Origin of the sequence: Plebeiibacterium sediminum (genome assembly GCF_026013605.1) — a bacterium.
Classification (GTDB): domain Bacteria; phylum Bacteroidota; class Bacteroidia; order Bacteroidales; family Marinilabiliaceae; genus Saccharicrinis; species Saccharicrinis sediminus.
The window spans coordinates 20,135-35,646 of sequence record NZ_JAPDPJ010000037.1; the positions used below are offsets into that span (position 1 = coordinate 20,135).

Sequence of the window (15,512 nt, forward strand, 5' to 3'; positions counted from 1 at the left end):
AGAAGATATTTTATTTCTGTGGTAGAAAATAAGTATTGTGTTATTTAGTGGTGGATCTCATCAGTGCTTTGCAAATACGGGGGTAAAGTACAGGTTGGGGTCCACCTTTTTTTTAGAAAAATTAAAGTGAAGTCCATTGGAGTTGTTATCAACGCTAATGGACTTTGTTTTTTATAACCTATCGTAATTTGAGTTTGTATTCAAATATTCATAATGTAATGGATGCAGATAAGTAGGATGCTATTTATTTTTTGAATTTATACGAGGATTATTTGAACTAGAGAGCTTGTTTTAATGTTATCCATATACAAAACAATTATTTAATGGTATTTTTATTTATGTCAGCTCAACATTTTGCAAATAGGCTTATATTGGTAAAATATTTGTATAACAAATCAGAAACAATAATAAACATATGAAGAAAAAGATTTTAAAAATAGTAAAGAAGGTTCTGCTTGCTCTACTGTTTTTAATGTTATTCATATTATTGATTCTGCAGCTGCCTTTTATTCAAAATACAATAAAAAATAAGGTGTTGGTTTTGGTAAACCAGCAACTCGAAGTACCTCTTTCTGTTGAAAAAATAAAGATTTCATTTTTCGATTATATCAAGGTAAAAAAGGCCTTATGGGGAATACCTGAACAAGACACGTTGATGTACATTAAGGAGTTATCCGTTGATGTGCATTTTATCGATTTACTAAAAAATAAAATCCATATTGAAGAGTTGCACCTGGATGGCCTGAAAGGAAATATTTTCAAAGAATTGGGCGATGGTGCACTTAATATTACCAAGGCAATAAAAATCAACTCCGATACACTTAGTGTGGATACAACAAAGAGTTCCAGTTCTGTGGATATTGCGCTGGATAGATTGTTACTGACTAACATTAAAATGCTTTACCACGATGAGGTAGATAGTAGTAAAATGGTAGCAAAACTCAAGTTGTTAGACTTGAAAATAGACAGCATTGATATTCAAAAAAATAGCTATAATGTGCGTTCTATTAAGCTTGATGGAGTAAGTTTTAAGCAGGATGTTTATAAAACACATGATGAGATTGAGGATTCATTAGATTCAGATACTACAACTACAGAATTAGATTATCAAATATCAATAAAGGATGTCGTTGAAGTCAGTAATTTAAATCTGTATTTGAAAGATCAGCGTACCCAAAAAGACTTTAAATTAGAAAATACATCATTCGTTATCAAACCGGAATGGATTCATTTATCGGAACAAAATATAAAGCTTAAACAGTTTAATATATTGCGAACAGATGTTTCTCTTTTAACTTCAGAAACTACAGAAACAGCAGAAGTAAAATCCGGAGAAAGTAAACCGTTTTCATTCGAAGACATAGGATGGAATATTGAGTTGTTGGACTTTAAGTTGAATCGAGGTTCTTTCCATGCTGCAAATATGGACTCTGCGGGTAAAGCATTGGGAACTCCTTTGTTTTTGGATAGTTTGCAGTTGCAGCTTAAGCATTTAATATTGGATAAAACTCATCTCGAAGCATCTGTACCATCAGTTCAGATGCGATATAACAAAAAAGTGCATTTGCAGCACTTATCAACACATTTGTGGTTAGACGAAAGAAAGGCTCAGATCAGACAACTGAAATTTGAGACAGTAAAGAGTATGGCAAAGATGGATGCTGGTGTGTATTATGATTCTTTTCAACAGTTAAGTGACCATCCGGAAAAGGCTCAGCTAAGTATTCTATTAGATACCCGATTGAATAGTGCTGATATATCAGAGATTACTCAACAGTCATTGAATTTAGAGAAAGATGTTGTTTTAAACCTTAATACAGAAATTAAAGGAAGCTTATCAAAACTTGAATTAAAAAACTTGCAAGGAAGTATAAACCATTCATTTTTGTTGGATGTAAAAGGTGAGTTGAGTCATTTAAATGATATGGACAGGCTAAAGGCAAATGTGCAATTGAATAAATTACAGTTGAGCACACCAGAGCTAATTTCATATTTACCAGATTCCATTCTTCCTGGTTCTGTTCATTATCCCGATTCTATTTTGTTAAAAGGTAGCTTTAAGGGATCAAAGGCAAAATTGGCAGCAGATCTTCAATTACAAAGTTCAGTGGGTAACCTGGAAGCTTTATTAAATGTTAATTTGGACTCTATACCAAATACTGAATTTTATGATGCCAAATTAAATGTAGATCAGTTGAATTTGGGATATATTTTACAGAAAGAAGATACATTGCAAACGCTCTCAATGACTGGTTCAATCTCCGGATCAACAAAGGATTTTAAAAATCCGGAATTGACAATGAATCTTTATCTTTTGCAATTAGGTTTATTGCATTATACCTATAAAGACGGATTGATAAACGGAAACTATTCGCAAAAATATTTTAAAGGAAATGTTGAAATTAACGATGAAAATCTGGCTTTAAAATTTAATGGTGAACTTGATATAGAAGATTCTATTCCATTTATAAATGCCGATTTGCGTTTAAGAAATGCCAACTTAAAAACACTTCGTTTAATGAGTGATTCCAGCTCAGTAAAAGGAAATATAAATATTTCTGTTGAAGGTGGAGAATGGAATAAATTAAAGGGAAATATAGCATTGAATCATTTTCAATATCAAACATTGGATCAAAAGTATGCTTTGGATAGTTTAAATATTGATTTAAAGCAAATGACAGATTCCTCTTTGTATCATTTAGCGATACATCAAATTTATAGTCAGGATACCTTACTGTTAAAGAGCATTGATGTCCAGGCATTTCTGAAGGGAAATAAGGCTTTGCTTAATTATGAATTAGCTGGAGAGGACAGAGATAAATTAAAATCAAAGAAAGTTATACTTCAGGGAAATGGTGCGTTTCAATTGCAAAATGATACCATGTTGCTAAATACTGATTTACTATGGTATCAGCAGTTGTTGCAAGATCCGTTGAAACTGAATTTAGATGTTTCACAAATCAAAACAGAAGAATTTAATACTTATAGTATTAAAGCTTTGGGAGATCAAATTAATTTAAACGGCTATGCCAAAATATTTGATGCATCTGTCTCTGATGAAATAGAGGCCGCGGTTAATATTGATTCTCTTGATTTTAGTTTAATAGAACCATTAACCCACCAATATTTAAATACTTTTGAAGGTCATTTATCCGGTGAGGTGGGTATCACAGGGAATAAAAGTAATCCGGAAATAGACGGATATCTTTTGCTTAAGAACACAAAGTTAAATCCATCCGTTGTAAATACTGATTTCAATATTGAGGAAGGTAAAATAACACTCAATAATAGTTTAATTACTTTCAATCGTCTTAAAATTACAGATAAAGATAACGATGAGGCTTATTTAGATGGAACTGTAAATTTTGCTGAATTATCAGACCCTGTATTTGATTTAAGGTTGAATGCCAATCAGTTTTTACTTTTGAATAAAACTGAAAGTTCGCAAGGGAATTATTTTGGAAAGGTAGTTGCCGATTTAAATGCCAGAGTATCCGGAAATACTGAAAGTCCTGATATTATTTTAACTACAGCATTTAATCACAAATCAGATTTAACATACGTGGTTACTTCTTCAGAACCTAAAGCTGCCAGTCAGGATGATGTAGTGGTTTTTATAAAAGATAGCACAACAATGGCCCAACAGGATTCCATAGATCAGGATCTAATGGCTGTAAATATGAAAGGAATAAATATTGCAACCAATATTAGTGTTTCTGATCAGATGGATGTGACTTTGGTTATTGATCCGGCATCCAATGAGAGGTTAAATATTGTTGGGAATGGAGATTTGAGTTTGGCTATAGATCCGTCCGGTAATCAAACTTTGACAGGACAATACCGGATAAAGAAAGGATTTTACACACTTCGTCTTTATGATGTGATAAAAAGAGATTTTGAAATAAAGGAGGGCAGTTCATTAACCTGGTATGGAGATGTGATGAATGCGAATGCAAATATTTCAGCCATTTATAAAGTTCGAACAAATGCACTTTCGTTAATGGGTGTAACTCAAAGTCAGTTAAGCGATACGGAGTATTCTGCCTATAATACAACAATAAATGTTGAGGTGGTTATGAATCTATCTGGGAATCTTTTGTCGCCGGATATTGATTTTGATATTAATCTTACCGATAAAAATGTAAATAGTAATATTGAGTCTGCTATAACTCAGTTGGGTAATGATGAATCGGAATTGAATAAACAGGTATTCTCCCTGTTGATTTTGAATCGTTTTTCCAGTAACAGGGCATCTGCCTCTACAACGGTTTCGTACGAAATAGAAAATACTGCCCGACAGAGTTTAAGTAAGTTGTTATCTCAACAGTTAAATCGTTTTTCTAATCAGTACTTAAAAGGTGTGGATGTTTCTTTTGATATCGATTCCTATAATCAGGTGGTGGAAAATCAGGTAAATACTCGTACCGATGTAAGTGTGGATGTTTCCCAAAACTTGTTTAATGAACGATTGAAATTAACAGTAGGAGGTAATGTAGCTGTAGAAGAAAATAAACAACAAGGCAGGGCTTCGTCCAGTGATTTAACCGGAGATTTTGAAGTGGAATATAAAATAAGTAAAGACGGAACTTATCGTGTAAAAGCTTTTAATAAAACAGAGTACGAAGATGAACTAAACGGGGATGTTACAAAAACAGGCCTTTCCTTTATGTTTATTAAAGATTTTACCCGATTTAGCGATTTATTTAAAAACCGTAAAAAGAAAAATCAGGAGAATGATAAGAAGGAATAATATATATGGCTTTTTATGGTTGGCATTGCTTTTTTTGAGTTCCTGCAGTACAACAAGAAAACTTGGTGAGAATCAGTTTTTGTACAAGGGTGATAAAATTGTAATTGAGCCTTCAAATGATTTGGAAGAAACACCAAATATTGAAGCTATAGATCAGTATGTGATTCCGGAACCCAACAGAAAGTTCTTAAAATTGGTTCCGATTAAATTATGGTTTTATAATTTGGCAGGAGATAGCGTTCCATCAAAAGGATTCCGAAACTGGATGAAAAACAAATTGGGAGAACCGCCGGTAATACATAAATCGTATTATGTAGAAACATCTAAAAAAGAGATCAGTAGTGCGTTAAATAATCAGGGATTTTTTAATCACAGCATTCAGGAAGAATTAAAGAAGCGAGGAAAGAAGGTTAAAATTTTGTATAAAATTAGTGTTGAAGATCCTTTTTTAGTGGATACGCTAATTTACCCTGAAGTTGCAGATAGTCTGACTTTATATTTGTCTAGAGCAAGAGCAAAGAGTATTATCAAATCAGGGCAAATTTATAATTTAGATGTTTTAAAAGCTGAACGTAACAGGTTAGTTACCTATTTGAAAAATAATGGATTTTACTTTGCTTCCCCTAACTATTTGTTGTTTAAAGCAGATACATTAAGCACAGAAAGAAATCATATGGACCTGGTTTTAGATGCAAAATCAGCAATGCCAAATGATGCCAGATATCAGTATCGAATAAATAATGTTTTGGTGTATCACGATTTTGTCAGTTCAAAAAGCGAACCCTATGATACAATACAACAGGGTGATTTAAAGCATATATTTATAAAGGAGCCAGTTGTTAAACCTAAAGTAATTTCAAGGTCAGTATTTTTTAAAAAAGGTCATTTGTACAATGAAAATGACTACAGATTAACACTTCAGAAATTGACGAATCTTAATGTTTTTAAGTTTGTTAATATCAAAATAGATAAGGATACATCCTCGGTAAATCAAAAGCTTTTAAATGTAAGTATCTTTTTAAATAGTGCTTTGCCAAAATCTCTTAGTGCAGAAGTTGAGGCTGTTTCGAAATCGAACGATTATGTGGGACCGGGATTGACTTTAAGTTATCTGGAGCGTAACTTATATCAGAGTGCCAGCTCACTTCAGTTTAATGTATCGTCAAATTACGAAACTCAGTTTAACCAGTCCAAAAGGAATATCAATTCTTTTGAGGTGGGTACTGATGTTGAAGTTACCATTCCTAAATTACTGATTCCGTTTGTCAATAGTGATCGTCTTGGAAGTAAGAAGTTCAGACCAGAAACAAGTATTACAGCAGGATATAGTTATTCAGGAATGACGGATATTTTTAATTTGCACAGTCTGGATTTATCATTTGGATATAATTGGCAAGAAACAAAGACTAAAACTCATGAGCTGGATTTGGTTTCATTAAATTATACGCATATCAATACAAAATCCGATTGGGCTGATATTTATGATTATATTGATGAAAGTCTTCAGGAGCAATTTATTCTAGGATTAAAATACACGTTTACATTCAATGATCAGCACCTGAAAAGTAAATTTATAAATACTTATTTCAGTGCATCATCCGAATTTGCTGGTAATACTTTATCACTGCTTCATTCGGCATTTAATTTTGGAAAAGACTATGAGGATCGTCCTTCTGAAATTTTTGGTACAGCCTATTCTCAATATGCCAAGTTTGATGGTGACTTACGGTTGTATCATTCGTTTTCAAGAAAGAGTAAGATCGTTGGTCGTGTTGCAGCAGGAGTGGCAATACCTTATGGCAACTCGGAATATATGCCTTATAATAAGCAGTTTTATACCGGAGGTGCCAGTAGTTTAAGAGCTTTTCCATCCAGATCAGTAGGTCCGGGTTCTTATGTTGCTCCAGAGAGTCTTCAAAATACCATTGGACTTGAACAGGCAGGAGATATAAAGCTGGAAGCAAATCTGGAATACAGATTTGATCTGATTAGTTATTTGAAAGGAGCTATGTTTGTTGATGCCGGTAATGTATGGTTGCTTCACAAAAATGAAGAACTTGAGGGTGGCGAATTTTCATTTTCAAATTTTACCGATCAAATTGCAGTAGGAACAGGTTTGGGACTTCGTTTGGATGCATCTTTTTTTGTGCTTCGATTAGATGTTGCTTTCCCTATTCGAAATCCATATCCAATCAATGGTAAAAACTGGGTTTTAGATCAAGTTGATTTTGGAAGTTCCCGTTGGCGGAAAGATAATCTGGTGTTTAATATTGCTTTTGGATATCCATTTTAAGATTTATCTAATGCATATTCCCAGCTAACTTTTCACCGGCTTTTGCGCCACTCAAAGCTAAAAAGAATGCAATTCCTCCACCAATTAATACTTTGGTTAAACTAAAGTGTAAAAACGAAAAAGGAGTAAATAAAGTTAACAGAAGCATTACTGCAACCGATAGAAAAGCACCTGCGGCAGGTTCATAAATTCTGATTCCAGGCGAAATTAACCCAATAATAAAACCACCAATAAAATAGCTAATCAGGTTAAGTAACCCTTGTAGCATAAAGCGCAGATGAATAGACATATATCTGCCTACTACATAATGCCCAATTATACCACCCAATATAATTTCAGAAATAATAAAAATAGCAAAACTAATAAACATCCATTGTTTTGAAAATGGCTGATTTTGATTCATTTTTTGATGTTTTTAATTATAATGGTGTTACCCAATTATTCTAAAGGCAAAGAAAGTAAAATTGAAATGAATTGGCATAATTTGTTTTATATTTGATTCGATTTAAAACAGAACTTTATTTCAAAAATAGCATCATTGTGTTTTGAAAATTCTTCCCCCGAATTTAAGAATATTGTCTGAGCAGATGTTTTATAAGCAGTATAAAATATCATACCATTGATGTGTGCAAATGAATATAAATATGAAATGAACATATATGATATTCAACTTTACACACAAAAGAATGAATAAATTGATGAGTTTGATATGCCAATTAAAAGCAAATTTAGAGTATATGAAGCAATTGAAAAGTAAGAGTCAAATGGTAATAGGTTTTGCGTGGCTATTTATTTATACAACTATGCTCATGTCATGTACTTCATCTGCACCTGAAAAAGTGAGTTTTTACCATTGGAAATCAAAAGCTAAAGATGTTTTTACAAAAGACGGTTTAAAACCTCAGTCGATTCATAAAATTTACATGCATTATTTTGATGTGGATCAGTTAAATACATTAAACCATTGGGAAGATGGGATTTATCCAGTTTATCCATTGACATATGTAGATGAGGTTTATAAAAGTTGTGATATCGTTCCTGTAGTTTTTATTGTGAACAAGGTTTTAAAAGATACAGATGCAAAAAAGTTGGCTAAGAAAATTCAGAAATTAGTAGATGAAATTAGTCTGCACCACTTTGGAAAAATAATTCATTCACTTCAGATAGACTGTGATTGGAGCAGTTCAACGCGCTATAAGTATTTTGAGTTGCTGAATCTTTTAAAGAAAGATTATCAGCTTAGCTGTACCATTCGTTTACATCAGGTAAAATATCAATCAAAAACAGGTTTGCCACCTGTAGATAAAGGTGTGTTAATGTTGTATAATGTTGGCGATTTATCTGATTTTTCAGCGAACTCAATTTTAACAGAAGGTATTGTTTCTCAGTATGTAAATGAAGATACAGATTATCCAATTCCATTAGATTTGGCTTTGCCTTTGTTTTCGCAAACGGTGCTGAAAAATAAGAATGGTGAAATAAAACTAATAAAAGGAACAGATATTCAGTTGTTTAATCAGGATCAAAATCATTTTAAAAGAGAGAGTGGTCATGTTTATTCTGTGGTCAGAGATACTTTGTATAAAGGGTTTTATTTATCCGTTGAAGATCAAATAAAACTGGAAATGAGTGATGCAGATGTCGTGAAAAAGTCATATCAAATTATTAAAAACAGTAAGATAAATATTGATGAAGTAATATTCTATCATCTTGATATGGCATTAATTCAGCAAAATGCATTTAATGATATTATTAAAAACCTTTAATCAAGCATATTATAAAATAATCACTTAAATGAAATCAATTTTATTTGTAATATTATTAGCTATAAGTTCGCTATCAACAATTAGGGCATGTGGTTGGGATCCATATTATAGTTACAGTTATCATTTGTTCAATCAGCATTATATTCAACAAAAAGGTTACGATGCCTTTTTAAAAGATGAACTCATGGGTAGTTGGTCGTATGAACATTCAAAACCTGTTATTTCTAAAAATGTAGCGTTATGGAAAGAGCTTTTGCCAACATGGAATTCAGAAGATATAACCAAGGCTTTAACAGATGATGCTACATTAATCTTTGAGCAATTATGGTCGGGTAAAAAGAATGGACACAAAAAAGCAGTTTATGATTATATGGTTTATGCAAGAGCATGCAGTGATCATCATCAGAGCCGTAAGCAAAGATCCTGGTCGTATAGTGATATGGTAGATGTCGAAGTTGTTGATTTAAGTGAATTGATCGCTGAGGGTGTTGAGCAATTTAATGCTTCTGGCAATCCGCAATTGAAATTACGTTATGCCTATCAGATAATTCGTAATTATCATTATTCAAAACGATACCAGGAGGCGGTGCAGTTTTACAACAAGTTTGTGAAAGACCAATTTGCCAAATCTGAAATATACTATTATGTGCAGGATCAGGTAGCAGGATGTTATTATTCATTAGAGGATTATGAGAAAGCAGCTTATCTTTTTTTACAGGTATTTAGCAATAGTTATGATAGAAAAGTTTCATCTTATACCAGTTATAAATTTTGTACGGATAGAGGAGCTGAAGGCAAGGAATACTTTTCTGGTTCTGACGACAGGGCAACTTATCTGACATTAAAATCAATCAGAAGTTATTCTGATCAGGTGAATTACCTGCAAGAAATGGCCGAGGTTGCTCCTCATGACGAAAAGCTTGAATTGTTGTTCGTTAGAGAACTTTATAATATTGAAGATGATGTTTTACCCCGAAGAATAGGACTAAAGGATGAAAAATTACTTTGCTCTGATCCGGAAAATTACCATTGGGATGAAATAAATGCACTTGAGCAAATTAGTGCTCAACAAGAGACGGTTAGTAAAGCTGAACGAAAAGATTTTTGGTTGTTATGCAGCTCGTATTTAAAATTTTTAAAAGGAGATGTAGATGCTGCAAAAATCAAACTCAATGAAATAACATTGATTACCAATTATAGAGCAATGACTGAGGAATTGAAAGTTATATATCAGGTTTTTTCATGGAGTAGTTTAGGTTCAAATCAGGAGTCTTTTCTAACAAAAATACTTGCCGATAGTAATTTGAATAATAATGTGCAACAACTTATTGAAGATTATGCTGGCCATTTATTGTTTCATCAGGGAAAATTAGCTCAGTCATTTCTTGTTCACCATAGTATTTTAGAAATAGAAAATATGGGATCTTTACCTCTGCTGAATAATCTAAAGGCTTTTCTGGAACAGCCAGATAAATCATCTTTTGAGAAATATTTGCTAGAACAAAATGTAAAAGATCAAACTGCATTAATGAATCCTCTTGAATATATCAATTATCATTTGGGTATGTATTATTTAAACCAGGGAGATGCCCGGGAGGCCTTAATTCATTTTAACTCCAGTAGGGATTATAAAACTTCTAATGGAATAGGTATGGTTGTACCGGCAAAAGTTTTTAGTAATAATATTAGAGAAGGATTTGATTGTCCTGATGATTTAATGGAGGATTCCGTGTATCTGGCCTCTATGTTTTCATTTATTGAACCTGAGTTGACTAAGAAACAACTGGCGTTTACTTTAATTAAACTGGATTCCTTACGTAACGATGAAAAGAGTTGGAAAAGGAAACTAGCCAATTATTTGTTAGGAAATTATTATTTCAATGTATCAAATACCGGATATTATAGGGGAGTTTTACAAGATAAATCTAATTGTTGTAATTCATATTATTTTGGGGTTACAGATGAAAGTATTATTAAACGAGATAAACAACTTGAGGAAAGGTCAGGATACAACTTATGCAATGTGAGTTATGGCAAAAAAACGTATAATCCTTTGGCTGACAAAGCTTATAGATTTTACAGAAATACCATTGAGTTATCAACAGATAAAGAACTAAATGCTCGTTGTTTATATATGATGGCAAAATGTGAATTGAACCATCTTTATAATCATAAAACTAACTTTGCATATTGGTATTATGATGGTGCTTTGAAAGATGAAATACTTGATTATAAAAAGAGTTTTAAAGAACTAAAGGAGCAATATCAGGATACTCGTTTTTTTGATAGAATTATAAAAGAATGTAGTTTCTTTAGGTATTATTGTTCGCAATAATTAAATCTGCAGTTGAAAAAAATCACAATAAACCAGAATTCATGAAGAAAATCAAAATTAAAATTGCTCAATTGGGATATATTCCATTTCCGATAAGTCATAAAAGAATCACTAAATGGAAATCTGATCTTTTTGATATTGATACCACAGTTGATCAATATACATTTCAAATGGATTCTGATATTGAATTTTCAGGATATTCTGATCACACCTTGGAAAAAGAATTGCCTGTACAAACTAATTTTGATTTTTTGATCACCATTACAAATGTTCCTCTTCAGGATGATTTTTACGCCAGGCGCTTAAGTCATAATCGCATTGTTATTTCATTGAGAGAGGTTTCTGATATACTTAGAAAAGAGAATATTAATTTCGAAAATTATATCATCCGAAATATTTACAGGTATTTGTTTGTGTACCTAATGTACGGAAACCGGATTCCTTTGATGAGTGAAAAAACCAATTTCACTCATGATGATACCCGAGGATGTATTTTTGATTTTAATAGTAATAAGTCTGAATTAATATATTCTTTGGATAAACCTCATATTTGTCCTGAATGCAAGAATAAGATGAATGGAAAAGCTCATGAAAAAGTACCTGAATATATCGTTGTAAAGGCAGAAAAGGAGATAAAAAAGATTAAGAAAGATGTTTATATCAAGTTGATGGATTTTGTTAAGCAAAATCCATTACTGTCTATTATTATTACTTTCCTTACCGGTATATTTATGAGTCTGCTATCTTCTTTTTTGTATGATATACTGAAGATTTATCTATTAAAATTTTAAAAAATAAATTCACTGATTTTATTTTAACATATATTATAAGTTTTCTGCAATAAATTTTGGAACAAGATTTAGTTCTTTGCGTATCCCTCCAGATTATTACACCTATTAAGTAATGGTTTACCTTATTGCATATTCAGTATTTCTTTGAGATAATGAATAATGCATTGTGCCGTTTTGTGTGAAATAAAATACGAACTAAGGAAAAATTAAGAAATGAGTGAATTAACTTTGGAAATAGTAAAAACCCTTGTAACCATACCTGTTGCAACCGTAATTTTAAGATTGATATTTAAAAAATCGATCATGTTTCAATTCAGTTTAATTACTGTTTTGTTTACCATATTTGTAGCGTTAACTAAAACGTTGGAGTTTATGCTTGGCGGAGCATTAAGTTTTATTGTTACTCCATTAAATGTAATTGTCGGAACCTTTGTTTTTATATATATTAATAAAGTACTCCGAACTCCATTAGAAAGTGCTATTGATAAACTAAAGAATTTATCAGAGGGTAGTTTAGATATTGAAATTGAATCGTCAGATAAAAAACATGAGTTGGGAGTTTTAACCAATTCAATAGCCAACTTAGTTACCAAACTAAGAACCATAATAGTTACATTATCTGAAGATGCTAATACAATGGCAGAAGCCAGTAATAAAGTAAGTGTAACAGCAGGTCAGTTATCTGAAGCTACAAGTATTCAGGCCAGTTCTTTGGAAGAAGTTTCTGTTACATTGGAAGAAATTACTTCAAATATTGAGAATAATAGTCAAAATGCAAATTCAACAAAATTAACTTCTCAGGATGCGAATAAGCAGATTCATTTGGTTTCAGAATTGGGAGATCAAACCTTTAAAGTATCAAAGGAAATTAGTGATAAGATTTCATTTGTAAATGATATTGCACGACAAACAAATATTCTGGCTTTAAATGCCTCGGTGGAGGCTGCTCGCGCAGGTAGTATGGGTAAAGGTTTTGCTGTAGTGGCGCAGGAAGTTCGAAAGTTAGCTGAAAATAGTGCCACCGCTGCCACTGAGATTATTGCCTTATCCTATTCATCGCATAAATTGGTTGAAGATACAGGAAATTTATTAGTAGAAACAGTACCCATAATTGAAAAAACATCAACTCTGGTTGATGAAATCACAGCGGCTAGTTTTGAACAAAAAACAGGCGTGGAACAAATTAATAATGCCATTCAACAGTTAAATAGTGTCACACAACGCAATTCTCAATCAAGTGAAAATCTTGCTGAAAGTGCTCATGATTTATCACAAAAAGCAGCACAATTAAAGAAAAGCATAGAGTTTTTTCAATACACAAAGTAAATAGAACAAAGAAACCTTATTGAGGATGTAGTAATAGTATCAGACTATTGTTGCATCCTTTTTTTATTTAGTAATGGTCAAATGCTGATGACGCAAAGAGGATTATTGTTGATATTGAGGGTACAATTCTGTAATACTATAAACACCATTTGATATAATTCATCCCATTGTTGTAATTTCATGTTGCCTGAGAAAATCGATATAATCAGTAATCGAAAAAATCAGTTATAGAAAGTAAAATCTATATAATAAACCTTATTAAATATAAGAGACGTGAAACACAATGTTAAAATCACAATGGGGATTTTGTTGTTTTTTATGGCAACAACTTTAAAAATCTACAGTCAACCGATTCAAATCGACGTTGACAAACCTACCACAAAGATCCAACCTACAATGTGGGGTATCTTTTTTGAAGACATCAACTTTGCAGCGGATGGTGGATTGTATGCCGAATTAGTAAAAAACCGTTCGTTTGAATTTGCAAAGCCTCAGATGGGGTGGGAAGTTGAAAAAACGAATCCGGATTCTTTTCATTTTATCATTACAAACAGAGGCACTGAAAATCCTCAGAACCCACGTTATGCAAGCGTTAAGTTAAATGATAATAAATCAAGTTTATCGCTGATTAATGAAGGCTTTAGAGGTATGGGAGTGAAAATGAGCAATACTTACCATTTCTCAATTTTAGCATCGCTTACTAAAGGATCAGATATTGCATTAAACGTTTCATTGTTAGATTCCAATGGTGAAGATATAGGATCTACAACAGTTGATATACAAGGAGAGGAATGGAAAAAATATGAAGTTAGTTTTGTTTGTTCAAAAACAGATCCTAAAGCAAAATTAAAACTGTTTTTTGAAGGAAAAGGGATGGTAAGTTTTGATATGGTTTCCTTGTTTCCTAATGATACATGGAAAAACCGAAAAGGTGGTTTAAGAGCCGATTTAGTTCAAAAGCTGGCTGATTTAAATCCGGGATTCTTCCGTTTCCCAGGTGGTTGTATTGTTGAAGGTAGCGATTTGGATAATCGTTATCAATGGAAAAAAACAGTTGGAAATGTTGAAGACAGAACTATGATTGTAAACAGGTGGAATACTCAGTTTGATCATCGTCCTGCTCCAGATTATTTTCAGTCATTTGGTTTAGGTTTTTACGAATATTTTCTATTGTCGGAGGATATTGGAGCAGAACCACTACCTATCTTAAATTGCGGAATGGCCTGTCAGTTTAATACAGCTGAAGTTGTTCCTGTTGATGAACTGGAACCTTATGTGCAGGATGCTTTGGATTTAATTGAATTTGCCAATGGTTCAACAGATACCAAGTGGGGTAAGTTAAGAGCTGAAATGGGACATCCGGAACCTTTTAATATGAAGTATATTGGTGTGGGTAACGAACAATGGGGGCCTCAGTATTTTGAGCGTTATGCCATCTTTGAAAAAGCAATCATGGAAAAATATCCGGAGATTAGCATTATTTCAACAACAGGTCCTTTCCCTGATGATCCCTTCTTTAAATATGCACAGGATGAATTGCAAAAATACAAGGCTCCTATCGTTGATGAGCATTACTACAGGGCTCCACAATGGTTCTTTGATAATGCAACAAGGTATGATAACTACGATAGAAATTCGTACAAAATATTTGCAGGTGAATATGCAGCGCAAAGTGTTGAGGTATGTAGTCCGGATAATACGAATAACTGGCAATGTGCTTTATCTGAAGCTGCTTTTATGACAGGATTAGAGCGTAATGCAGATGTGGTATATATGTGTTCTTATGCTCCGCTTTTTGCGCATGTTGAAGGATGGCAATGGCGTCCTGATTTAATCTGGTTTGATAACCTGAACTCATTGGCTACACCTAACTATTATGTGCAACAACTCTTTGGAGTTAATAGTGGTACAGATCTTCTTTCTACAAAATTAGAAAATAAAGATGTTATTGGTCAGGAAGGTTTATTTGCTTCCTCTGTTTGGGATGCAGATTCTAAAGAAGTTATTATTAAAGTGGTTAATAATAATAAGGAAGCAAAAAGTACTACCCTTGTACTTAATTCTGCAAAAAGATTTTCATCAAAAGCTGAAATGACTGTTATAGGAAGCACGGATCTTGATGTTGTAAATACATTGGAGAATCCTAAAAATATAGTTCCGGTAACTAAAGAAATTAAAGTGTCAGGAAAACAAATAATAATTGATTTAGATCCATATTCGTTTTCTGTAATAAGAGTTAAGCAGAAGTAAG

The 15,512-nt window shown here is 32.6% G+C and carries 8 protein-coding genes; 7 read left to right on the plus strand and 1 reads right to left on the minus strand.

Annotated elements, in window-relative coordinates; genetic code table 11:
• Positions 1–415: 415 nt before the first annotated feature.
• Positions 416–4,750, plus strand: a complete 4,335-nt coding sequence (locus OM075_RS15155; protein ID WP_301191378.1) for a translocation/assembly module TamB — start codon at positions 416–418, stop codon at positions 4,748–4,750.
• Entirely contained in the window at positions 4,734–7,043 is a 2,310-nt protein-coding gene (gene tamL / locus OM075_RS15160; protein ID WP_301191379.1) for a translocation and assembly module lipoprotein TamL, read from the plus strand. The genes OM075_RS15155 and tamL overlap by 17 nt, the downstream gene beginning before the upstream one ends.
• Positions 7,044–7,050: 7 nt before the next feature.
• On the opposite strand, the gene OM075_RS15165 is transcribed toward tamL, so the two are convergent.
• A complete protein-coding gene (locus OM075_RS15165) occupies positions 7,051–7,446 on the minus strand; it encodes a hypothetical protein (protein ID WP_301191380.1) in 396 nt (131 codons plus the stop codon).
• Between the two features lie 334 nt (positions 7,447–7,780).
• Here OM075_RS15165 and OM075_RS15170 point away from each other — a divergent pair, with 334 nt between their 5' ends.
• The 5 genes from OM075_RS15170 (at position 7,781) to OM075_RS15190 (ending at position 15,511) form a co-directional block, all read left to right on the plus strand.
• Positions 7,781–8,809: a hypothetical protein gene (locus OM075_RS15170; RefSeq protein WP_301191381.1), complete on the plus strand. Its 1,029-nt coding sequence runs from the start codon at positions 7,781–7,783 to the stop codon at positions 8,807–8,809.
• A 28-nt stretch (positions 8,810–8,837) separates the two neighbouring features.
• Positions 8,838–11,144: a tetratricopeptide repeat protein gene (locus OM075_RS15175; protein ID WP_301191382.1), complete on the plus strand. Its 2,307-nt coding sequence runs from the start codon at positions 8,838–8,840 to the stop codon at positions 11,142–11,144.
• A gap of 41 nt (positions 11,145–11,185) precedes the next feature.
• Complete coding sequence (locus OM075_RS15180; RefSeq protein ID WP_301191383.1) at positions 11,186–11,935, plus strand: hypothetical protein; 750 nt, start codon at positions 11,186–11,188, stop codon at positions 11,933–11,935.
• Between the two features lie 636 nt (positions 11,936–12,571).
• Positions 12,572–13,261 carry a methyl-accepting chemotaxis protein gene (locus OM075_RS26405; RefSeq protein ID WP_435873478.1) on the plus strand — a complete coding sequence of 230 codons (690 nt, stop codon included), beginning with the start codon at positions 12,572–12,574 and terminating at the stop codon, positions 13,259–13,261.
• A 273-nt stretch (positions 13,262–13,534) separates the two neighbouring features.
• On the plus strand, positions 13,535–15,511 hold the full coding sequence (locus tag OM075_RS15190; protein ID WP_301191385.1) for an alpha-L-arabinofuranosidase family protein: 1,977 nt from the start codon (positions 13,535–13,537) through the stop codon (positions 15,509–15,511).
• Position 15,512 lies beyond the last annotated feature (1 nt).

Coding starts and splice junctions, on each gene's coding strand:
- OM075_RS15155 (WP_301191378.1), top strand. CDS start 416: ATGAAGAAAAAGATTTTAAAAATAGTAAAGAAGGTTCTGCTTGCTCTA.
- tamL (WP_301191379.1), top strand. CDS start 4,734: ATGATAAGAAGGAATAATATATATGGCTTTTTATGGTTGGCATTGCTT.
- OM075_RS15165 (WP_301191380.1), bottom strand. CDS start 7,446: ATGAATCAAAATCAGCCATTTTCAAAACAATGGATGTTTATTAGTTTT.
- OM075_RS15170 (WP_301191381.1), top strand. CDS start 7,781: ATGAAGCAATTGAAAAGTAAGAGTCAAATGGTAATAGGTTTTGCGTGG.
- OM075_RS15175 (WP_301191382.1), top strand. CDS start 8,838: ATGAAATCAATTTTATTTGTAATATTATTAGCTATAAGTTCGCTATCA.
- OM075_RS15180 (WP_301191383.1), top strand. CDS start 11,186: ATGAAGAAAATCAAAATTAAAATTGCTCAATTGGGATATATTCCATTT.
- OM075_RS26405 (WP_435873478.1), top strand. CDS start 12,572: ATGGCAGAAGCCAGTAATAAAGTAAGTGTAACAGCAGGTCAGTTATCT.